Genomic DNA, 22,667 nt, shown 5'->3' on the forward strand with positions numbered 1-22,667 from the left:
CGCGGCTCACTTCCCTTTGATCAGCTGACGAACAGGACTTATGGCCATTCGTTCACGACGGGGTCGAAAACCTAAGATGGCGGCCTCGAGCTTCTTCGAGGCGGCTTCCGCGTCGGCATGGCGAGGCGATGTCAGCAAGGAAACCGGAGTCATCGGGGTGTTTTCGAGTGCATCCAACACTTGTGGGTAGCTGGTCACCATGATGGCATCGCGGCCCCCCGCCACCACCTCAGTGTCCGCGACTTGATGAGTATCGTCGGGACGACGGAAGGAGTCACACGAGCGGTTGTGCACTTGGTCCGGACCTAGGTCGCTATTGGGCTCGTGGAGACCGCAAATGAGATTATCCAGCAACCCGCTGTAGCTCTCCGCCACCGCAGCGGCGTCTTGGCCCTGGAATTTGAGGTAAGCGCGGGCGAATGCAATTGCATGCTCAGCTGCAGCGCCAGGCTCTCTGCTGGTTGCGCTGACCTGCAATACCTGCGACGACGATAAAGACATAAGCCGATACCTGCTTTGTAGACGGCAATGAACGAAGTTGATCACACGACGCTATTAGGGCTGCACAGTAGGTACACGAGTAGGCCCTACCCTAATTCAGAATCACAACTACCCGTGCTCTGGAGGCAGGTACTCTTAATCAGACGCTGTGAACTGGACGCCGAGATCCACCGGCTCGCCGCCGTCGCGCGCGAGGGCAAAGCGACACCGGAGCAACTGGGCAGCGGCACCTTCACCCTGAACAACTACGGTGTGTTCGGCGTAGACGGCTCAGCCGCCATCATTAACCACCCCGAGGTGGGCATCCTGGGCGTGGGCCGGATCATCGACAAGCCATGCGTGGTGGACGGGAACTCGCGGTCCGAAAGGTCAACCATCTGTCGGCGGAGATCGAGGAATTGATCGTCTCCTCCTACAACGACGCCCTGACCCCGATCTTCATCTGGATGGTCCCGCTCGCGGTGATCGCCGCCGTCGTACTCGTCTCCCACCTGGACCCTGGCCGTCGAGGAGCAGTTCTACTTGGTTTGGCCGGTGCTCCTGCTGGTCATGCTCCGGTTCTGGAAGCTCCGCACCGTGGTCCGGCTGACCGCCGTCCTGGCAGCCGGGTTCCTGATCCTGCGGTTCATCCTGGTATCCGTCGGGGCGCCGCTTGCCCGGCTCTACAACGGGCCGGACACCAGGGCCGACCAGCTGCTGCTCGGGTGCGTCATGGCCCTGCTGTTTTCCTCGGTCAGCCACGGTTCACGGGTGCATACCTCCCCGCAGGCCGGTGCATGCTGGGCCGGTCCCATCGCCGGGGATCGCCCTGGTGGCGGCCCTCCTCGCGCTTACAGAGCCCACCACGCCGGGCGCCTGGTTTGATGTCTTCTGGACCTTCGGGCCCACGGTTCTGGCGCTGCTGGCTGCGGTGGTCATCGGATCGCTGGTCCTCCGTCCCGCCGGCCTCGGCTCCCGGATCCTGAGCCACCCCTGGCTCGCCACCCCGGCCGCGACCTCTCCTACGCCGCCTACCTCTGGCACATGCCCATCTACCTCCTGCTGATACCCCTGGTCCCGTCACTCTGGATGCGCGTTCCGACGGCCACGGCACTGACCGTGCTGATGGCATACCTGTCGTTCCGCCTTCTGGAGCGCCCCCTCCGCCGCTTGGCCTCCAGAAGGTTGGAGCCGACGTCGTCCGTCCCGTTCCGGAGCGCACCCGGGAGCTGGAGCCCGCCGCAGCTTAGTTGCTGCAGACGACGTCCACTGAATCCAGGGATGTGGCGCTGTTCCAGCGGAAGACGGCGGTTTCGTTTGGCTGCCGGCCGAGGCTGACCAGAACGGCGATGGAGTGGCCTGAATCCGCCGAGTCGCTGAAGGTCGTCTGCAGGGTCTGGTTCAGGACGTACCGGGTTCCCGAGGTGGTTGTGCCCTTCAGATGGATGACTGCCTCTTGTTTTGTTGTGCCGGCGGAGTTCGTCTTCACCACGGTGTGGAAAGTGCCTTCGAGGTAGATTTCGTCGCCGTTGCAGCTGTTGGTGACTGTTACGAACGCGTCTTCCTTGATGATGAGTTCGGGAGGGGCAGCCATCGATGCGGAGGCGGGAAGGGCCGTTGCCATCAGGACACCCACCCCTGCGAGAATTCGATAAAACGTTCGCATTGACAGTTCCTAACTTCGATGGACCCGCGGGCGGGCGATGACCGCAGCCTAAACCCAGCCCAGCTCGGGGCAACAGGGATTGGGCTACTAGGCTCCACATTGGGTAGGCGCGGCACTAGCGCGTATCCACGTCCTCGAACACCAGGAACGTCTGGGTGTCCAGGACGCCGGGCATGGACTGGAGCTGGTCGAAGATGACCCTGCGGAGGTCGGTGTTGTCGATGGCGCGCACCAGCAGGATGACGTCGAAGTCCCCGCCTACCAGCGCAATGTGATGGATCTCCGGGATGGCTTTGAGCTCCTCCCGGAGTTCGCGCCAGGAGTGCTGGCTCACTTTGAGGGTGACGTAGGCGGAGGACTTGAGCCCCGCCTTGATGGGGTCCACCAGGGCGGTGAACTTGGTCAGCACCCCTTCGCTGGTGAGCCGCGCGATGCGGGTGTAGGCGTGGGCCCTTGAGATGTGGACGTTCTGCGCCACCTGGGTGACGGACATTCTGCCGTCGCGGGTCAGCTCCGAAATGATCTGGCGGTCGACGTCGTCCAAGGACGCCGTCTCGGCCCGGTCTGCTGTGCCTGCCAATATGTCCACCGCTCCCTGCCGTAGTGCGGTCCGTGATGACGATTCGTCTCCCAGAATAGCCATCCTGCCCTGACTTCTCCATGATTCGACTGAGGTCTGGATACGAAACATCCGTTAGGTCAATACTGGGAGTGAATAGTGGCTACAGAAGGACTGACCAATGACGATCTCCGCGGACCACACCGCCCCCGGCTCTGCCCAGGGCTCTGCGCCCGGCTCTGCGCCGGACCAGGCCCAACGCCGGCCGGCTGAAAATGCCGTGACCGAAGCCGTGCGCAAGTTCGGCATCACGGTTGAGGACTACATGCTCCCTGCCCGGCACCAGATCCAGATGGTGGACCCGGAGGGACGGCTCCTCGCCGAAGGCGAGCAGGGCACCGAACCCGGCCACGAGTACCCGTTGCCCGGCGATGACGAACTGCTGGCAGCGTACGAGCAGCTCGTCGTCGGACGCCGCGTCAACGACCAGAACTCGGCACTCGTCCGGCAGGGGCGCATGGCCGTGTACCCGTCGAGTCACGGGCAGGAAGCCTGTCAGGTGGCCGCGGCACTGTGCCTCTCAGAGGGTGACTGGCTGTTCCCCACCTACCGGGACGCCGTGGCGGTCATGACGCGCGGCGTTGATCCCGTGCAGACCATGACCATCTTCCGCGGTGACTGGCACAGCGGCTACGATCCCGCCAAGCACAAGGTGGGCATCCAGTGCACGCCTTTGACCACGCAGCTGCTCCACGGCGTGGGAGTTGCCCATGCGGCCAAGCTCCGCGGCGAAGACACTGTGGTCCTGGCGATGTGCGGCGACGGCGCAACCAGCGAAGGCGACTTCCACGAAGCCCTGAACTTCGCCGCCGTCTTCCACCTGCCGGTCATTTTCTTCGTCCAGAACAATAAGTACGCCATCTCGGTTCCGCTGGCGCACCAGTCCGTGGCGCCTTCTTTGGCGCACAAGGCCGTGGGTTACGGCATGGCCGGTGAACGCGTGGACGGCAACGATGTGGTTGCCCTCCTCGCCGTGCTGGACCGGGCCGTAAAGCTCTGCCGGGCAGGCTCCGGCCCGCTCCTGGTGGAGGCGAACACTTACCGGATGCAGGCACACACGAATGCCGACGACGCCACCCGCTACCGGCAGGACAGCGAAGTTGCCGAGTGGCTGGCCAAGGATCCGATCAGCCGGATGAAGGCGTACCTCACCGGCAGGGGAGTGCTGGACGACGACGGCGCCGCCAGGATCGCGGCTAAAGCGGAAGCAGTTGCCGCTCAGCTTCGCGAGGGCCTCGGCGAAGATGTCCCGGTGAATCCCCAGGATCTCTTCCGGCACGTGTTCTCAGTGCCCACGCCGCAGTTGAAGGAGCAGTCCGCCCTGTTGGCCGACGAACTTGCCCGCGAAGCATCGTCCTCGAAGGAGTCCGCGAAATGAGTCCGACAGTCACCACAGCCTCCGAGGCCAACGGCAACGTCAGCGCAGCAACCGCCCGGGCGGCTGCCACGGCCGCGGCCGCCGAGGAAGCAACCGGGCCGCAGTCCATCACCATGGCCAAAGCCCTCAATACGGCATTGGTTGATGCCATGCAGGCCGATCCCACCGTCCTGGTCTTCGGCGAGGACGTGGGCCTGCTCGGCGGGGTTTTCCGCATCACTGACGGACTGACCAAAACCTTCGGCGAGCAGCGGTGCTTCGACACGCCTCTGGCGGAGTCCGGCATTGTGGGCATGGCCGTGGGGATGGCCATGAACGGGATGCGGCCGGTGGTGGAGATGCAGTTCGATGCGTTTGCGTATCCGGCGTTCCAGCAGATCGTCAGCCATGTGGCCAAGATGCACAACCGCACCAGGGGCGCCCTGAAGCTGCCCATGGTGATCCGGGTTCCGTATGGAGGCGGCATTGGGGGAGTGGAGCACCACTGCGATTCCTCGGAGTCCTATTACGCGCATACGGCCGGCCTGAAAGTGTTCGCGCCCGCCACCGTTGCCGACGGGTACCGGATGCTGCGGGAAGCCATCGATTCGGACGACCCCGTCATGTTTATGGAACCCAAGAAGCTCTACTGGTCCAAGGACATGGTGGACCTGGAGGATCTCCAGGCCCAGCACGCAGCCAACGCGGAAGCAGGGAAGTCCTCGGAAGGCCGGGCCGCCGTCGCCCGTTCCGGAACTGACGCAACGCTCATCGCCTACGGACCGTCCGTGCCCACGGCGCTCGCCGCCGCTGCTGCCGCAGCAGAGGAGGGCCGTTCTCTGGAAGTCATCGACGTGCGATCGATTGTCCCTTTCGACGACGAGACGGTGTGCGCGTCCGTCCGCAAGACCGGCCGGGCCGTGGTGATCGCCGAAGCGCATGGCTTCGCGTCCGTGTCCTCCGAGATCGTGGCGCGGGTCCAGGAACGTTGCTTCCACCACCTCGCGGCGCCGATCCGCCGTGTGACGGGATTCGACGTCCCCTACCCGGCACCGAAGCTCGAGCACCACTACCTGCCCGGCGTGGACCGTATCCTCGACGCCGTTGACGACCTCCAGTGGGAGAACTGACTAATGACTGAAACAAAAGTGTTCCTGCTGCCCGATCTCGGCGAAGGCCTGACCGAAGCCGAACTGGTCAACTGGCTGGTGGCCGTGGGGGATGAGATCCGCGTGGACCAGCCCATCGCCGAAGTGGAGACCGCCAAGTCCGTGGTGGAAGTGCCGTCGCCGTATGCCGGCACTGTTACCGTGCTCCATGGCGAACCTGGGCAGACGCTGGACGTGGGCAAGCCGCTGATCTCAGTGGCTCCTGTGGGCTCGGTGGAGGTTTCGACAGGCTCAACCACCGAAGAGGCGGTGGTTGAGCCTGTCCAAACCCCGTTGGTTGAAGCGGCGGCCAACGCCTACCGGGAGGAGGAGAAGGCAGGGTCCGGGAATGTGCTGATCGGCTACGGGACTCCCGGCGGCGAAGGCCAGTCGCGGCGCACCCGGGCTCCTCGAAAGGCAGGTTCGGCAGGCTCGTCCAACGGCAGTCCGGTGGTTAAGCCTGTCGAAACCCAGGACATGGATCTCTCGCTTCTCCGTACGCGGGTACCCGGGAAGCTGGGCGCCGTCATTTCACCGCTCGTCCGGCGGATGGCCCGTGAGCACGGCGTGGACCTCGGCGCTGTCCACGGGTCAGGGGACAGCGGCCTGATCATGCGCCGGGATGTGGAAGCGGCGATCCTCCCCACCCGCCCCCTAACCTCGCAAGCTCGGCCAGGGAACCCTGCGGTCGTGGCCCCAGGCTCAGTCACCGAGCCTCGATCACCGGAACCGACCAACGTCGACGCCCGCACCGGCCTGAGCATTTCCTCGCGGACGCCTGTCCGGGGTGTCCGTAAGACCGTTGCCGCGAACATGTCCCGCAGCCGTGCCGAGATCCCGGAGGCCACCGTCTGGGTGGACGTTGATGCCACCGCGCTGGTCGAGCTGAGGGCTGGGCTCAAGAAGTCCGATCAGCACGGCACCCCGGGCCTGCTTGCGTTCATAGCCCGTTTTGTCACGGCAGGGTTAAAACGATTCCCCGAGCTGAACACGCGCATCGAGACCGCTGCCGGCGGCGCCCAGGAGATCGTGGGATTCGCCGGCATCAACCTCGGCGTCGCGGCCCAGACGGACCGCGGACTGGTGGTCCCCTCGATTCGTAACGCCGACAAACTCAGCGCCCGCGAACTGGACGCGGAGATCCGCCGGCTCACCGCCGTCGCACGCGACGGCAAGGCGACGCCGGAGGAACTGGGCAGCGGCACCTTCACGCTGAACAACTACGGCGTGTTCGGTGTGGACGGCTCCGCAGCCATCATCAACCACCCCGAGGTGGCGATCCTTGGGGTGGGGCGCATCATGGATAAGCCGTGGGTGGTGGACGGGGAACTCGCGGTCCGCAAGGTCACCGAACTGACGCTGACCTTCGATCACCGCGTGTGCGATGGCGGCACGGCGGCCGGTTTTCTTCGGTTTGTTGCCGACGGCATGGAGAACCCGGGAGCGGTATTGGCGGACCTGTAGTGGCGGCCGAAGGATGGGGAGCTTAAACCCTCGTCGTAGCCGGTAGTGGTGACCAACAATCCGAGTACCGGCTACTCGTGCGCGGCGCCGGGAGGTTCGCTTTACTGATGTTGCCGACGGGATTCAGGGTTGGTGCCCCCAAAGGTCGCCGCCGGCGCCATATCGCCTCACCTGAAACGACTAAGCGCCCCGCCCATCGCGACGTGGACAGAAAACGCAGGATCCCATGCGAGTCAGAGCGGCTACCGGGGACGAACTAAACCCTATGAGTTGCCCACACCAGTTTGTCGGTCGTTGTGACGCGTGCACCGCGGCCAGGCAGGTAGAGCCAGTCGAACCGCGGGACCGCAAAGGAATGGAAACTCGGTCGGCCGATTAAGTCGGCCGATTAATATGCGGAGCCGCCAACGTAAGACTGTTCGGCCACCACGTGCACCCGGACCGGGGAGTGTGCCACCGGGATGTCCTGGGATCCTTTCCGTTCGCGATGGCGGCACAGTAGCCGGTTTCCTCCGACTTGTGGCGGATGCCATCGAAAACCCGGGAACGGTGCTGGCGGCATTTGACCGCTCATGTGATCCGAATACTCGTCGTATTGGTTAATTCCAAATACTTTGCTTTCCCGTCATTGGCCAGCTAAAGGTAAGGAAACGTGACCATCTTGCTGCTGGCCCGCACTTGCTGTCAATACAACCGATCCCCCTACCGAATGGTCACAAATACGGGCTATTTACGGGGGTAATCGCAAATGACCACGGGCCGTGCGCAGCGATAAAAACAACCGTTGACAGGGGGCAATTGACTCCTCCATTCTTGTGACTAAAGGCCCAAGAGCCCCATCTAAAAATTCCGATTCGGCAGCGGACCAACCGCTTTCCGCGGATTTCCTGTGCGGCTTTTTGGCCCTTTAGGGCTCGTTAGATGAGGCAGGGAGGAATTCTCAGTGGTGGATCCTCTGCAGATTCTGCTCAACGAACACACCTGGTCCACCATCCGGAATACCCCCGGTTCCACGCACCACCTGATTTCCCTGGGCGGATCCGGCGGCGGGGAACTGCTGGACTGGGTTGCGGAGACCGGCCACTACAGCGTGTGGGTGGGGGAACCGGCGCCCGGCGCCACCGCCGATCCTTACCGGCCCGCAGCCCGCACAGAGGGAAATTTCGCCACCATCCGCGCCGGCCACACCCTGACCCACCTCGCTGACACGCCGGGCAACTGGTCCGAGGGCAACGTCATGGACCTGGAATTGGCCACCAAGAACGTCCGGATCTACCGGTACCACCGCGGCATCACCAGCGGCGACCCCATCCCCACCAAAGTGAACTCGGCCAGATTCTTCAGCATCGGCCAGGGCCATACGCTCATCTACCTGGACCACGACCGCGTCCTGGACTGGGAGCCCGCCACCGGGCGGGCAAGGATCTGGAACTACGACCGTGCCCGCACCACCACGGACCCGTTGCCCACCAAGGTAACGGAAACCGTCTGGGACGGTGTCCTGTCCAACTACCAGGTGCTGTACCTCGGCGGGGATCTGCTCCTGTTCTGGAACCAGACCTCCGGGCGGGTCACGGTGTGGCGCTACGACCGATCCCTTTCGGGTGACAACACGGACCCCTTCACGGTGCTCGAGATGGAGGACAGCTGGGCGGGCGAGATCGCCGCCGGTCGCATCATTCATTACCTTGGCGGTGACCGGGTGCTCGACTGGGACCCTGCCACCGGACACGAAAGGATCTGGGACTTTGACCGTCCCATGATGGCGGCGCCGGCGTTCCAGGCCATGCTCAACCGGGATATCGCCACTGCCCGTACCTGGGTGGTCAGCGCCCAAGCCGCCATTGCCGCCTACCAGCTCGGACTGGTGAGCGGCGTCCACGATGTCCAGTGGCTGGCTACAGACGCTGCCTTACTCACCCACTTCCACGCCCAGAACCACGCAGGCGGTATCCAGGCAGCCCTCTCGGCCATCCTCACCACCTACAACCTGGTGCTAGCCCGTCTGACCACCGGAACCTCGAGCTTCAGCCAGGTCAGCAAGCAGCAGGCCGTGACCCATCTGGGCAGCCGGGCAAAATACACCCGCGGCTACACGTTCCGCGACGTGGCCACGCACCTGACCCCCTCCTACCGGCCGTTCGATACGATCGGAAACTCCGGGCTGGACGGCGCCGGCGACAAGCTGCGCGCCGCCATCATCATCCACGAGACGGTCCATTTCGTAGGGAACAACCCGGACAGCGCCACGGAATGGGAGCCGGGCTACGCCACACTCACGGCTGAGCAGGCAGTCACCAACCCTTCCAGTTACGCCGCCTTCGCCCATCACATTCTGACCAACCACGATCTGCGCTTCGGCAACGAACCCTGGAACTAGTGCAAGGAGAAGGTGCGCGTCCGTGGCGAACACAATCTTCGACGTCGTAAAAACCCTGCTGCCGGGAGCGGCGGACCGGATCATCTTCCCGCAGGAAATCCGGCTGCTGCTGGAGCACCTCTCCACTGATGCGCCCCTGCCGGCCAGCCCGGGCCACCCGCCGATGGAAGGCGAGGTCAAGGCGTCGGCGAACGACTCCGCCGGGGGCTTCGCGCGGCTGGACATCGCCCCGCTGGGACCGGCAATTCCCTTTCACCTGCGCCTGACCGGACCGGCAGAAGCCCCCACAGGCTTTCAGTTCGACCTCGAACCCGCCAGCGGCCTCCTCAAACTTCCCGCTGCCTGCCGGCCCGGAAAAGTGCAGGTGGACGCCGCCGGCAAGCGGACGCTGGTTGAGGACCCGACGGCGGTCCGCGTTGCCGTGACGCTCAACGGAGCGGACCCGCTGGCCATCCGGATCGAAGGCCAGGCAGGCAGTTCGGCCCGGCAGGGGATTGTTGCCCTGGACACGGCGCAGAGCGGCATGATGGGGGCAGGTATCAACCCGCCGGCTTTCCTGGTCGGCGGCCAGGGGTTCGGCATCCACCTGCCCGGGGGCCTCACCGTGGACAGCTCCGCTGCCCTCGCCCCGCCACCGGTGGAGCACGGCGACGGGCGCCCGCTGCCGTCGGAGGCGGCCCCGTGGCAGGGCGTCGCGCTCCGGAAGGCGGAGCTGTTCCTGCCTGCCAGCACGCCGCTGATCGGCGCCGGACCCATCCCTGTTGAAGTGGATTTGGGACTGCCGCGTGGCCTGTACGGCCACAGCGAGGTGAAGATCCCGGCTGAAGGGTCACGCCCGGCGTTCGACGTCGACATCACCTGGGACGATCCCGGTGCCACGTCGCTGGCCTCGGCGCTGCCCACTGCCATCGAGATCCGGACCATGTGGAACCTGGACCAGACCGCCGGCCCCCCGGGCGTGGGCACCGTCGCCCTTCTCGGCGGCCGCCCCCTGAAGGTGACCGGGCGCTTCACCCGGGTGCCCGGCACCACGGATCTCGAATTTGGCCTGATTGTCGAGGCCGGCGGCGACCAGGGACTGCTGACGGTGGAGGGAGACAGCACCGGCGGGAAGGTGATTGTGACCGCCGCCGCCCTGGCCACCGCCTTCATTGCCGACGCCGAGGAACCCACCCAGCCCGGGTATGACGGGTTCGGCGCCACGCTCCACGCGCTGCTCGTGGCCGCCGCGGGGCTCAGCGCCTTCCTCGACGACGGTTCGGTGACCCTGCACGCGGTGGAGATCGACGCCGGACTGGCAGCGGCCGGAACCCGGCTCACCCTCCGCGTCGACTACAGCGTGGACGTGCTCGTCAGGCCGATTGGACTCGGCTTCATGAGCATCGGCATGAAGCCGAACATCCCGATGCGCCTCCGCTACCGGAATGTCCGGATGCTGGTGGACTTCGCCCAGTCCGGAATGGACCGCTTCCACCTCTCCTTCGGCGAAGCCGACATCGGCGTGGAGGATCCCGGCGGGTGGAAGATCGACTCACCCGGGACGGTCTCTGACCTGTTCGACGTCCTGGGCAGCAGGTCCGGACACGGGTCACAGTGGTTCGAGATTGACCTGCGCTTTGCCCTGGACCTGGGGCCGGTCTCGGTCAATGGAGCCACCGTGCGTGTCACGCTGGGCCCCGGCGGTGCGCTCAGGCCGGAGCTGCGGGGGCTGGATGCATCACTCACCATGCCGGGGCTGTTCGAGGCCAGGGGCAAAGCGTCGCTGGCGGAAAGCCGGCTGGACCTTGCACTGGCGGCCAAGATCCTCCCGCTCAACGTTGGCGGGTTCGCCCGGCTGAGCTACGAGGACTGCGGCCAGGGGGTCAACAAGCTGGTCTTCGCGCTCGGCGTCGACCTGCCCGGACCCATCCCGCTGGCCAACTCCGGACTGGGGCTCTATGGGCTGGGCGGCATCTTCGGCGTCAACGCCCAGCTTCCCATCGCTCCTCCCGGCCAGGACCCGGTGGAATTCCAGTTCACCATCGACCCTCTCAACCCCTCCAAGTACGCCTGTGCTCCCGGCGGCAGCGTGTTCGGCCTCGGCGCGGTGGTCGGGACGGCCCCGGACCTCGGCTGGACCTTCAGCGCCCGTGCGGTCATTGTGATCGGAATCCCGGACGTCTCCCTGCGGGCGAGCCTCGATGGCAAGGTCCTGGCCAAGCGCGTCGAGATGGGCAACTTCGGCACCCCGCCCGCGCCCGGCCTGAGTTTCCTCGGCCTGCTCGCTGTCGCACCCGACGGCGTAACCATCGCCGTGCGCGGCCACTACGAAATCCCGGTCCTCTTCACCATCGATGTGCCTTTCGGCGCCCACTTCCCCTCTAAGGGACCTTCCCGGGACTGGTATGTCCGGCTGGGGAGCGACGGCGCCCTGGACCGGACCAGTCCAGGGCCCATCCAGGCCAGAATCCTCCCCGGCATCCTGGACGTGGGCGCATGGGCATACCTGATGGTCCAGGGGAACGGCATCCCCAGCCTGGGCGGTGACCCGGCCATGTCCCTGGCCGGCTTTGCCATCGGCTTCGGTGCCGGATTCACCGCCACGTACGGTAACCCGCTGGTCGGTTTGGATCTTTCAGCCTCGGCAATCATCGGCATCGGCACCAACCCGTTCTTCCTCGCCGGCAAAGGGCACCTGTCCGGCAGCCTCCACCTGGGACCGGTCTCCATCGGCGCCAGCGCGGAGATCATGCTCCAGGTCGGCCCCGCTTTGGAGGACGCCTGGGTCAAGTTCAAAGTCTGCGGGGAAGTGGACCTCTTCTTCTTCAGCCTCGAGGGCTGCGTCGAAATTCAAATCGGCGAAAAGTCCGACGCTATCCCGGCACCCACGGAATGGCCCCTGGCGTCCGTGGCTCTCTCCGACCACCGCTATACCAAAGTGGCCGGCGCGCTCCGGGCGGACGGCATCCCCAGCGGGGCCTCGATCCCCATAGTCTGGCCGGACGTCATTCCCATCCTCCAGTTCACCACCGGCCCCGCCAACGCCCTCGCCGCCGGACCCTTCACCGACAAACTGGTGTGGGATGCCAGCGCCGTGGGCGACGGCGTGGTGGGCAACGAGCGCCTGAGCTACACGTACACGCTGGACTCGGTGGAGCTGACGGCCATGAACCCGGACACGCTGGGGGAAACGGCTGTGGCCGGTCCCCTGGAGGCGGCCTGGCAGGCCAACAAAGCCGGCCAGACCGGCCAGCCGGGCGCCCGCGAGCTTGCGCTGCTGACTTGGGAGACCACGCTCTGGACCCGCAAGCTGGTGGACGGCGGGGTAGACGACCCGCACGACCCCCTTCCCGCCGTCGCCCGCCGGTGCCGGGAGGTGCACGCTGCCCGGCCCGGCTGGGCATTGGGGGCACTGGGCAGGCGGCACGGGCCGGGCGAGGGGTGGCGGCTGCCCACCGAAGCGGCGCCGGGACCCTTCGCCTCGTCCTTCGAGGTTCGCGTGGCGGCGCGCTGGTGGGAAAAGCTGATTGACGAAAGCACGCTTGCCTTGCTTCCGCACCAGTTCCCGCTGCAGCTCGGCGGGCCCGCAGCCTTCGCCGCGCCGTTGGGGACCATGGCCAGGGACTTTACCGGCGGCTTCCGCCTGCCGCACGTTGTGGGCTTCCCACGGGATGTGCAGGACCCTGACGGGACCAGCGTGATCGGCGAGGTGCCCATCACGGTCACCCTGACCTTCGACCGGCCCCTGCACGATCCCTTCCTGGCGCTCCTCTTGCCGAAGTGGCCCCCCGACTACGCTGACCGGCGCCTCCACGTCTATTTGATTGGACAGAACGGCAGCTCCGGCTTCCCTCCGCAGGGCGATGAGGACGGCATCGGCGACGATTTCGTCCGCACGTACGCCGAATCGGGGGGACCCTATCTGGGAGTCCGGCTCAGCTACTCAGCGGCGCTCGCCGTCGTGGTTTTGGGGATCCGGGGAGTGACCGAGACCGCGAGCCTTGCTGCTGCCGGCGCCACGGCCGCTGCCCAGGCGGCAGCGCAGACGGCAGCTGCCAAGGCCACTGCCGTGACCCCGCGGAAGATGCTGGCGCCTAACACCATCTACCGGATTGACGTCACCGTCTCGGGGGAGGGGAAGCGCGCCGAATCAGGGACCACCGCCGCCCCGGTGGTGCATACGGACCGCTACTGGTTCCGGACTCCGAAGATGAGCGGCCCGGCTCCCAGCGCGGGTCTCCAATACCCGCAGACGACGGCGGCGGTGGCGAAGCTGCACTACGACCGGTACGTGGCGTCCCCGGCAAAGATGCTGCGGACTGACCAGTTCGATCCCGCCTATCTGGAACGGTACGTCCTGTCCTGGATGCCGGCCGACAAGGCCCGGTACTGGTTCCTCAAGGACGCGGTAGGGGTCCAGATGGAGGTCAACCATGTCCCGGACCTGGCCGCCGCCTACGACCACGACACCAAACTCCGTGTCCGCCGGACCGACCCCACCAAGGGAAAGCCCGACCCGTTCGAAATCCAGGAGTTTCCGGCCAGCAGTATCTGGCAGGCAGCGGTCTCGGCCCTCCAGGCTCAAGCCGACATCCGACTGCACGGCCTGACATCGGTGGCCGGCGCCTGCCGGTACCCGCCACCCGGTGCCACCCTGGGCGGCCGTCCGGAACTCCAGCCGCTGAGCCAGTACGACCTTTTTCTGGCGTTTCCCTTCCTGGACACCGGCGCTGGCGGGCTGACCGGCGGTGCCGAGATCCCCGGCGTGGTGTTCTCCACCTCGCGGTACAACCGGCCGGAGGACCTTCTGGCCAACATGGGGTTCGGCAATGCTCCGGACCCTGGCCTGCACGGTGACATGGAGGTTGGCAGGGTCCCGGTGAATGCCGGGGACACCGCCTCCGATGGTGCGGTGCAGCAGGCGCTCACGCGGCTCGGACTGGGCCGGCGGCCGGTTGCCGGGGAGCCGCGCTCCACGGGGCTCTGGTGCCGGGCGGGTGACGGGTGGGCACTGCACGGTGTCCTGCTGGAGGCCCCCGAGCCGATCCACCGGCCGGACACCCTGGGGCTGGCCAATTTCGGCGGGCGCGTCCTGGTGCGCTCGCTGGCCAGTTCGGGCCGCACCTTCGAACAGGTGATCCGTTCGGCGTCGGGCGACAGGCTCCTGTTCCTGACCGGGGCGCCGTTCACCCCCGCCGGGACGCTCGGCCTGACGGTTACGCTGCAACAGGTGCCGCTTGAGTCTGCGACGGCGCCCGCAACGTCCACGCTGAGCTGCCCCATCGCCGCTGCACCGGGATTTGTGGAGGACCTGGCATGAACGCAATACCGGCCCCGGCGTCATTATTTCGGGCGAATGCACTCTCCACCTATGACGTTGCCACCGGCGCCCACGTTCCGTGGCTGACGGAAGGGTTCCACCTGCGGGTGAAGCTCAACCCCTGGATCGGCTTCCCGCTGCATCCCTTTGCAGCCTGGCGGATTCCGTACGGCGGAGAACCCCATCAGCATCCGCAGGAAGGCGGGGAGCTGCAGATTCTGTGGACCGGGGCCAACGGGCAGGCGCTCAGCGTCCCGTTCGACCTCCGGGATGCCGGTGGTTCCGCCACCGGAGCCACGCTGGGGACGGACGCTGCCAATCCTTGGATCTGGATGGATTTCGACATCGACTACGGCGGCGATGGGGTCCGGCTGGACCTGCTGGACATGCACTCTCCAGGCAATGGGACCGACAGGATCCTTGCAACCCGCCGCCAGAGTCCGTTCCGGTTCGGCCACACCCAGATCACTCGTTTTCGCGTGAGCGGGGAAGGCGCAGTCCGCCGGGTGCGAGCTATCCGCTTTTCTGACCTGGCACTGGAGGATTACTTTCACAAGGCGCCGGACTTCGTCTTCGGCCTGCCCCAGCCGTCCGGTAACTGGTACGCGGCCGACCCCACCACGGACCCGCGGGCCGAGGCCATTGAGCGGGTCAAGATAGCCGCCCCGCGGCGGCTGTCCCCGCCGGACAATCCGGCCGGGAACCTTCCGGACGATACCGATCCCGGTGCCGAGGCCGGTCGGATTGCGGACTCGGTGGCGCCGGACCTGGTTGATCCATGGCTTGCCGACGGCTTCACCGGTCCGGAGGTGGCACCGGTCCACGCGGTCCGCACCGGGACCGGCGATACCGGCACGGGGGCTGCGATGGTCACCAGCGCGCCCGTAACGCCGTCGTTATTGACCATGGCGGTGGACCCCCAGATCGCCCGCTACCTTGGGCTGGCCACAACCATTCCCTACGGAGAGACGGCAGAAGACAACGAGGTGGATACGTGGGTCATCGCCAGCCGGTGGGCGGTCCAGCGGAACCGAACGGTCCTCCGGCATGAAGGCCTCAACGGCGGCCCGGTGACACTGGACGAGTTCCTGCGGGGAGCGTCGTCGCCTGCCGCCATCACCAGCCGCCTCAACGAGAAGTTTCCCGATGCTGAACACCTGATGGCCGACGTCGTCAACCGCCAGACCGAGGACGGCCACGGGGAATGGTCCATCGTCACGCTGTTTGCGGTGGCAGTCTCGGCAGGTGATGCACCCCCGGACGCTCCTGACCCGTTCATGCTCGCGGCCGGGGCGCCCGGCGCCTGGAACGCCCACGGGAATCCCCAGGGCCCGGGACCGGAAAGCTGGCGGCAGCAGGTCTCGCTCGGGACCGCACCGTCACGGGGAATGGTGGGCTTCGCGAGGATGTCACCCGGGGAGCCTGTCCCTTTGCAGCGGCAGTACCCGCCGCCAGGCACCGGGCTGCCCACGCGCGTACTGCCGCTGGTGCCAAACTGGGCCAGCAACAACCGCCGGCTTGTCACGGACCGCGACGTTCCGCCCCACCCGGATGGCGCGGGCTGGCAAGTCTGGCAGGCGGACGAATTCGGGCAATGGTCCCAGGGTGCAACGCTTAAACGCCCTCTGCCACCCCGGCCGGTGCCGCCGCCACCACAGGTGGAGGCCACCTATACGCCCAAGGCCGACGACGGGTCGTCAGGCCTCCGCGTCCCGGGCCGCCTGCGCCTGCGGTACGTCGTTCCGGCGCCCGCGAACGGTGCGCCGGGGTCTTTGCCGATCGCCGGACTTCGGATCACGGTGGACGGGGTGCCGCTGCCGCCGATGGCAGTGACAACAGGGGAGACGGTGGCCACCGAGGCAGAACCCGGCCCCTTCCGGGTGGGACAGCAGCGCCGGGTGCCGGTGGTTGCCATGTATGTGGACGCGGACGGCGCCGAGTCCGAGGCAGGGACCACTGCCTGCCACGTATACGACGCGCGGGCACCGCGGGCCGTGCCGACGTCACCGGTGATCCTCTGGACGGGGGAGCCCGACGCGACGGGCCAGGCGGAGCTTGCCCTGCGGTGGCCGCCGCGGGAAGGTGCAGCGCGGTACCGCGTGTACTTGGGCGACGCGCGGCGGCTGGCGGATGCTGCCGGGGTGGCCCTGCCGGACAGCCACGTCCGGTCCAAGCAGGCGGGCCCCATCCATGCCGCGGGCGGCGGCTTGGCGGACAAGCAGCTCTTTACGTTCCTCGGAGAGGTGGCCGGCACCCCGGCCGGAGACGGGAACGTGCATTTCCGGACCCGCATTCCCGGAGCGCTGCGGAGTGTGCAATTTGTCCGGGTTGTGCCGCTGACCGAGGGCGGCGCCGAGGCTGCTTTCGCCGCCTGCGGGCTGGTGCCGGTTGCCGTGCCGGGAACGGACCGTCCGCCCACGCCCGCGCTGGACGCTGTGACCGGTCCCGCCTCGGGCCTGACGCTTACCGTCCGGGCACTGGGACTGCGGGCCCACCTGCTGGCGGCGTCGCCGGGCGGAGCCGCCGAGTACCGGATCCGTCGGACGCTTTCCAGCACCAAGGAACGGACGTATGCCCCGGTGTGGGGCTCGGGCGTTTTAGGGCCGGCAGCTGACGGAATCTGGACGGCCGCCCTGACTGTTCCCGCAGCCGATCTGGTGCCGTTCGTGCGGACCACCTGGCTGGCGGAGGTCCGTTACCCGGCTGAGCCGCCGATTCCGCCCGGCGTGTCACCGGTGCCCGTGGCCGGAGGCGTGGAACCCGTCTGGTCCTCTGTGGGGGATGTGGCGGAGGCAGCCTGGAGTGATCCTTCCCTCGCTGCCGAGTCGCTGCTGATACCGCCGGATGGCCCGGCAGTACCGGAAGTTGCGCGCACCCAAGCGGCCGACGGGTCCCCGATGCTGACGGTGACGGGCCTGCCAGTGGCGCACCGCGCCGCCGTCGCGCCTTACGGTCTGGAGTTCTACCGGGGCTTGCCGGGAATCCCGGCCGAGCTGGCCTCCAGCCAAACGATCTCCGCCGCCGAACTGACGTGGACCGAGTCGGCGCCCGTTCCCGCAGGCGTCCATTACGACGTCCTGGTGGTGGACCCCATCGGCCGGCGGAGCCTGCCGCGCCGAGTCTAGTGGGCTGAGTCCGTGTGCTCGGTGCACCGGACTGTCGCAATCAGCGGCCCGCCGTTGTCGTCCTTTTGGTACCGGGTCACGTGATTGGTGGTCTTGCCGCATGCCCCGCAGAAAGTTTGTTGCTGTTTTGTCCCCATTCCAAGATTGTATGCGGACTGAAGTTTCGCGAAGGTAAACATCATGAGACGGCCGCAAAGTGCGGTCACACAAGGTCCGTAGTCGTCGTTGAAAATGTGAGTACTGGCTACTCGTGCGTCGGGCCGGTACCTGAGGTTTACTGATGTTGCCGGCGGGATTTAGGCCCTCTAGAGTCACCGCCGGCGCCAGCATCGCCTTAGCGGATACAACTAAAGCCCATCGCGACGTGGACGGAAAGTGGCAGGGTCCCATGCGAGTCAAAGTGCCTACCGGGGACGACTCAGATCCCATGGACTGCCCCCACCAGTTTGTCGGCCGATGTGATGCGTGCTCCGCCCCGGCGGGGCAGGGAGATTCTGCCGAATCCCGGGACCGCAGGGTAAGTTAACCGGTCGAATCTGCGTCCAGGCCAGGCTGCCTCCAGCCAGCCGTTTATGAGCGTTATGCATCCGTTATATATGCTTGCTTGATGAGTTCACGGTCTAGCGGGGCACCCCCCACGACGATGCAACGCCCGTTCGCGCCCGAAACAGGGCTGCTGTCCGGGCGCAAGCACGCACTCGACGGGTTGCGCACAGTCGCGGTAGCGGCGGTCTTTCTTTTCCATACCGTGACGGAGTTCGCCCCAGGCGGCTCCATGGGGGTGGACGTTTTCTTCACGCTCAGTGGCTTTGTCATCACGCTTCTGATCATGAAGGAGTACCAGGCCACGGGCCGGCTGCGTCTGGGCGTTTTCTACGCCAAGCGGCTCGCCCGCCTATGGCCCGCGCTGCTGATTGTGTGCGCCTTCGTGGCGACCGTCGCCCTGATCTTTCCAGCGTCAGGGCTGGGCGGACAGGAAAGCTATGCCATACCGGCAGCGGCCTATGTGATGAATCTGGCCCGTGCCGGCCTCATTGTTTCCCCAATCACCGGCGGCGCGCTGGCTCCCACCTGGACGCTCGCCGTCGAGGAACAGTTCTACCTGGTGTGGCCGTTGCTCCTTCTGCTGGTGCTGCTGTTCTGCAAGGCCCGCGCTGCCGCCTGGGTCACCGCAGTCTTCGCGGCGGCGTTCTTGCTGGAGCGGTTCCTCCTGGTATCGGGCGGGGTACCGCTGGCCCGAATTTACAACGGGGCGGATACCCGGGCGGACCAGCTGCTGCTCGGGTGCGTCATGGCCCTGGTCTTCACCACCGTGCGTCCGGGTTCCCGGTTCCATGCCTTCCTGCTGGCCGGTGCACGTTGGGCCGGACCGTTGGCAGGGCTCGCCCTGCTGGCAGCCGTGCTCATGATCCAGGAACCGAACACGCCAGGTGCATGGTTTGATATCTTCTGGACCGCCGGCCCCGCTGCCCTGTCCATCCTGGCAGGGCTGGTCATTGGCTGGCTTGTCCTCCACCCGGCCGGCCTTGGCGCCAGGGTCCTGAGCCATCCCTGGCTCGCCAACCCTGGCCGAGACCTGTCCTATGCCTTCTACCTCTGGCACATGCCGGTCTATCTCCTGCTGATTCCCCTGATCCCTTCCCCCTGGCTTCGCGTGCCGCTGGCGGCGGCCCTGACCGGGCTGATGGCCTACCTGTCATTCCGCTTTGTGGAACGCCCCGTCCGCCGCTGGGCCGCCAGAAAATTGGAGCCCGACGCCGTTGTGCCCGTCCGGCCCGTTCGGGAACCGGAGCGGGAGTTGGAGTCCGCCGGCCGGAGCTAGGCGTCCGTCCCGTCACATTTCGCCAGATTGCTTCGGAGGCAGCGGCCCGTCAGAGCGCCGTTCAATTGACGCTGGCCGGGCTGGACGGCCATAAGCTGTGTCGATGAAACATAAAAGTACCCTTAGGCGGGGCGAGACACTGGGTGTCTGGGTTTTTGGCGCTGTTGTCGGCGCGGTCTTCACCTGTGTCGTCCGGCTGTTGACCGGCCCTGGAGTCTCCGGCCCATGGCTCCAGTTGGCCGCGGCTTCCGTAGCTGCAGCGGCGTTTCTTGTTGCTCTCAGGACCTTCAACTTCAACGTAAACAAGAGTAAGACTGACCTCTTCAACTCGATGCACACCAAGCTTCTTGACGCTGACATCCAGTTGGGGAGGGCTCTCCTTTCTGACATCAGGAAGTCGGAAGAAATTGCGGACCTGGGGACGGACGAATTCAGGCGCATCAATAGGGCATTGGCGCACTACGACACGCTCGCAATGTACGCCATAAAAGGGGATGTGGTTCGAGAGCATGTGGTCGAGACTTGGGGCGCTGCCATGCAAAATCTCGCGCCCCAGACCAACTGGTTCATCTCGTACCGTGCCCACGTAGATGGTTACCAATCATGGCCGCATTTAAGTCAGTTCCTCGCCGAATTGCACGATCTGCAACCCGGAGCACGAGACATGTTGGTGGCGGCGAAGAAAGCAGATGCTGCGGCTATTCCCTAGCGCTAACGGGGACTGGATGCAGCCCTCCCAACCCAGGACAGCGCGGCGATGATGTGCGCACGGACCCGACTCCCAGCGTCGGGTCCATGACGGGGGCGAAGAAGGGGGAGTGGTTCGCCGGGATGTCCCGGGCTACTGTCCCGTTCTCGACGGCGGCGCGGTACGTTTCCGGGTCCACGCCGCCGATGAGCCAGAACGTGTACGGCACGCCGAAGGCGTCCGGGATGCCGCCGAAATCCTCCAACGCTGTCTGCCGCTCCGCAGCGTGGACTGCGCCGGCACCGAAGTGCGCGGCGAAGGCGGCAGTGACCTGCTCCGTCACCGCAGTGTTGTTGCTGGTAAGCGGAAACTGGGCGTATCCATGTCCGCGCGCGCCAGGACCGTGGCGCCCTCTCCGTTGGCAAGGACGCCGACGACGCCGGTGCCTCCCAGGTGCGTGACCTCGTATCCGAACGTGGCCAGTTTCGCCGCGACGAGCTGGGCGGTCCGGTGCTCTTCGAAGCTAAGTTCCGGGTGCCGGTGCAGCTCCATGTATGCGTCCCGGATCCAGCCCAATTCCGCCTGGAGGCCCGCTAAGACTGGGTCGCTGCTCATGGCGATCGCTTTCTGGTCCGGGCGCCGGCGTATTGGACCCGGCACGGCTGCATGACCCAGCCTAGACCCGGACGCCTTTGCCGGTGGACCGGGCCGGTAAGATGTGCCGGTGACCAGAAACGGCAGAGGCCTCAACGTAACCAAGCAGGAGTGGATCAAGTACGCTGCACTTTTTCTGCTGGCAGTAGCTGCCTTCGGGGTGTCATGGCTCGCCCTGACGAACCCGCGCGGGGCAAGCGAAGCCGTCAGCCCCGTGACCGTAACCCCGCCGTCGGCCACGCCAACAGCTACTGTCACCCCAACTGCCAACGCAACCCCGTCGCCGAAGCCCAAGCCCAAGGCAACGGCTGAACGGCTGGGAATCGAGCTGCCTGCCGAACCCGTCGTCCTTATTCTTGGCGATTCGTACACGGCCGGTATGGGCGCAGATCCGGCAGACCAGGGGTGGGCGTACCTGGTTGCCGGCTCGCTGGGGTACCCCACGAACATTGACGGCGTGCCGGGCACCGGATTCGCGTGGGGCGGTGGTGAGCAGGACGAGCTGGCACAGGAGTACGAAGTCCGGCTGCAGGCAGCCGCACAGGATCCGTCCTTCGTGCCCAACATCCTCATCCTCCAGGGCGGACAGAACGACGCCGCAATCACCGACCCCGCTGAAGTCAAAATCGCCACAGCGGAGACCATCGAAGCTGCCCGCAGGTTCTGGCCCGGCATCCAGGTGGTTGTCATGGGCCCCTCGGCGCCACTGCCGTTCGCCGGGGACCTGAGCGCGGCGAACAGCGCGGTCCGTGCCGGTGCCGCAGCCGCCAAGGCGCCGTTCATTGACGCCGTCAAGGCCGGCTGGTTCACCGGCGCCAACAGCCCGGAATTCAACTTTGACGGCGCCCACCCGAACACCGCCGGACACGCCCACATTGCCGAGAAGTTCCTGAAAGCCTGGGCCACGTTAACTGATTGAGCGGCCTTAACTGAATGAGCGGCAGAGTCCGCGATGGACCTGTGCCGCTCATCCCCGGGATTAGACGGCTACGCCGGGTCCACCATGCTCACGCGGTCGGTCAGTTCCAGCCACACTTCCTCCGACGTGCCGGCCGGGCACGCCAGGGCAAGTTCCATCAGCCCATTGGTGCTGCTGGTTGCGCGCACGGCCATCAGGTAGACGACGTCGGCGTCACTGTCGTTCTTGAAGCGGAGCTCTGCTTCCTGCATTTCGATTTCCTGGCTCCCGTCGCGCAGGTTAACGTACCTTGACCCCGCGTCGTCGATGACCTGAACGGGCTTGCCCACCGAGCCCTTTACGGCCTCGATCTCGGACGCCATGACCAATCCTGTGGCGGCCTCATCGTCGGTTCCGCCGGTGGGCTCGATGGTGGCCTGGTACGTGGTGAAGGTGCACTGCAGGCTGCTGTTCCGGTAATGGACCATGCCTTCCTTGACCGGTTCCTTGGTCCAGCCCTGAGGTTCCCTGATGGACCACACGGGTGCGCCAGTGAAACCTGCATCGTCAAAGAGATAGATGGCTCCGGCGGCACTCTCAGTGGCCCCCGCGTCTGCCAACTCTTCGGGCGCCACGGATTCGCTGGTTTTGACGTCGGGGACGGCGTCCGGCTTGTTGCTGCCCGGCAGCCCGTTGAACACCATGACGCCGGCCACTATGATCACGCCAACAACGCCCACACCACTGGCAACCCAGCCCCAGACGGGCAGGCCCTTCTTCGGCGGAGCCTTCATAAAAGTGGTGCCCTGGCCGTACTGCTCGCCCGGGTTGCCGTAGGGCGGCTGGCCCTGCTGGCCCTGCTGCTGGCTGAAGCGCGGCTGGCCCTGCTGCGGCCACTGCTGCTGGGCGTAGGGAGGGAACTGCGGCGGCTGACCGCCCTGGCCAGGGGCCGGCGGGATGGGCGGAGTGCCCTCGGGCTGCGGCTGCTGGTTGTTGGGCTGCTGCGGCCATCCGGGCTGCTGGTTGTTAGTCACGTGTTTCCCCCAATATTTGGCGCGAGAAGTGCA

The 22,667-nt window shown here is 66.1% G+C and carries 16 protein-coding genes and 1 pseudogene; 11 read left to right on the plus strand and 6 right to left on the minus strand.

Annotated features, from left to right (window positions below):
* Positions 1-6: 6 nt before the first annotated feature.
* Complete coding sequence (locus J2808_RS00105) at positions 7-546, minus strand: hypothetical protein (protein WP_309809838.1); 540 nt, start codon at positions 544-546, stop codon at positions 7-9.
* A 105-nt stretch (positions 547-651) separates the two neighbouring features.
* Between J2808_RS00105 and J2808_RS00110 the strand changes: the two are divergent.
* A pseudogene (locus J2808_RS00110) lies at positions 652-905 on the plus strand (2-oxo acid dehydrogenase subunit E2); the annotation flags it as partial.
* A 118-nt stretch (positions 906-1,023) separates the two neighbouring features.
* Complete coding sequence (locus tag J2808_RS00115) at positions 1,024-1,365, plus strand: hypothetical protein (protein ID WP_309811892.1); 342 nt, start codon at positions 1,024-1,026, stop codon at positions 1,363-1,365.
* 361 nt (positions 1,366-1,726) lie between these two features.
* Here J2808_RS00115 and J2808_RS00120 read toward each other — a convergent pair whose 3' ends face one another.
* Positions 1,727-2,146 (minus strand): hypothetical protein, encoded by a 420-nt coding sequence (locus tag J2808_RS00120; protein WP_309809842.1) that lies wholly within the window; start codon positions 2,144-2,146, stop codon positions 1,727-1,729.
* A gap of 115 nt (positions 2,147-2,261) precedes the next feature.
* Positions 2,262-2,639, minus strand: coding sequence for an Lrp/AsnC family transcriptional regulator (locus tag J2808_RS00125; RefSeq protein WP_397427976.1), 378 nt, complete (start codon positions 2,637-2,639; stop codon positions 2,262-2,264).
* A gap of 247 nt (positions 2,640-2,886) precedes the next feature.
* Between J2808_RS00125 and J2808_RS00130 the strand changes: the two genes are divergently transcribed.
* The 8 genes from J2808_RS00130 to J2808_RS00165 all read left to right on the plus strand — a co-directional run bounded on the left by J2808_RS00130 (position 2,887) and on the right by J2808_RS00165 (position 20,069).
* Positions 2,887-4,143: a thiamine pyrophosphate-dependent enzyme gene (locus J2808_RS00130; protein WP_309809848.1), complete on the plus strand. Its 1,257-nt coding sequence runs from the start codon at positions 2,887-2,889 to the stop codon at positions 4,141-4,143.
* Positions 4,140-5,252, plus strand: coding sequence for an alpha-ketoacid dehydrogenase subunit beta (locus J2808_RS00135; protein WP_309809851.1), 1,113 nt, complete (start codon positions 4,140-4,142; stop codon positions 5,250-5,252). The genes J2808_RS00130 and J2808_RS00135 overlap by 4 nt, the downstream gene beginning before the upstream one ends.
* 3 nt (positions 5,253-5,255) lie before the next feature.
* Positions 5,256-6,734: a dihydrolipoamide acetyltransferase family protein gene (locus J2808_RS00140; RefSeq protein WP_309809855.1), complete on the plus strand. Its 1,479-nt coding sequence runs from the start codon at positions 5,256-5,258 to the stop codon at positions 6,732-6,734.
* Positions 6,735-7,677: 943 nt separating this feature from the next.
* Positions 7,678-9,114, plus strand: coding sequence for a hypothetical protein (locus tag J2808_RS00145; protein ID WP_309809858.1), 1,437 nt, complete (start codon positions 7,678-7,680; stop codon positions 9,112-9,114).
* 22 nt (positions 9,115-9,136) lie between these two features.
* Entirely contained in the window at positions 9,137-14,413 is a 5,277-nt protein-coding gene (locus tag J2808_RS00150) for a hypothetical protein (RefSeq protein ID WP_309809861.1), read from the plus strand.
* The gene (locus J2808_RS00155; protein ID WP_309809866.1) at positions 14,410-17,538 is read left to right on the plus strand and encodes a hypothetical protein; all 3,129 of its coding nucleotides are present in this window, start codon (positions 14,410-14,412) and stop codon (positions 17,536-17,538) included. The genes J2808_RS00150 and J2808_RS00155 overlap by 4 nt, the downstream gene beginning before the upstream one ends.
* A 607-nt stretch (positions 17,539-18,145) precedes the next feature.
* Positions 18,146-19,360 carry an acyltransferase family protein gene (locus J2808_RS00160; RefSeq protein ID WP_309809869.1) on the plus strand — a complete coding sequence of 405 codons (1,215 nt, stop codon included), beginning with the start codon at positions 18,146-18,148 and terminating at the stop codon, positions 19,358-19,360.
* Positions 19,361-19,463: 103 nt separating this feature from the next.
* Entirely contained in the window at positions 19,464-20,069 is a 606-nt protein-coding gene (locus tag J2808_RS00165; RefSeq protein WP_309809871.1) for a globin family protein, read from the plus strand.
* Here the strand turns inward: J2808_RS00165 and J2808_RS00170 are convergent.
* On the minus strand, positions 20,059-20,391 hold the full coding sequence (locus J2808_RS00170; protein ID WP_309809874.1) for a hypothetical protein: 333 nt from the start codon (positions 20,389-20,391) through the stop codon (positions 20,059-20,061). The two genes, J2808_RS00165 and J2808_RS00170, sit on opposite strands and share 11 nt — an antisense overlap.
* Positions 20,388-20,663: a hypothetical protein gene (locus tag J2808_RS00175; RefSeq protein WP_309809877.1), complete on the minus strand. Its 276-nt coding sequence runs from the start codon at positions 20,661-20,663 to the stop codon at positions 20,388-20,390. Before J2808_RS00175 ends, J2808_RS00170 begins: the two co-directional genes overlap by 4 nt.
* A 109-nt stretch (positions 20,664-20,772) precedes the next feature.
* Between J2808_RS00175 and J2808_RS00180 the strand changes: the two genes are divergently transcribed.
* Complete coding sequence (locus J2808_RS00180; protein WP_309809879.1) at positions 20,773-21,621, plus strand: SGNH/GDSL hydrolase family protein; 849 nt, start codon at positions 20,773-20,775, stop codon at positions 21,619-21,621.
* A 68-nt stretch (positions 21,622-21,689) separates the two neighbouring features.
* Here the strand turns inward: J2808_RS00180 and J2808_RS00185 are convergent, their stop codons facing one another.
* Entirely contained in the window at positions 21,690-22,634 is a 945-nt protein-coding gene (locus J2808_RS00185; RefSeq protein ID WP_309809882.1) for a hypothetical protein, read from the minus strand.
* Positions 22,635-22,667 lie beyond the last annotated feature (33 nt).

The organism is Pseudarthrobacter sulfonivorans, from assembly GCF_031454915.1.
In the GTDB taxonomy this organism is placed as follows: domain Bacteria; phylum Actinomycetota; class Actinomycetes; order Actinomycetales; family Micrococcaceae; genus Arthrobacter; species Arthrobacter sulfonivorans_C.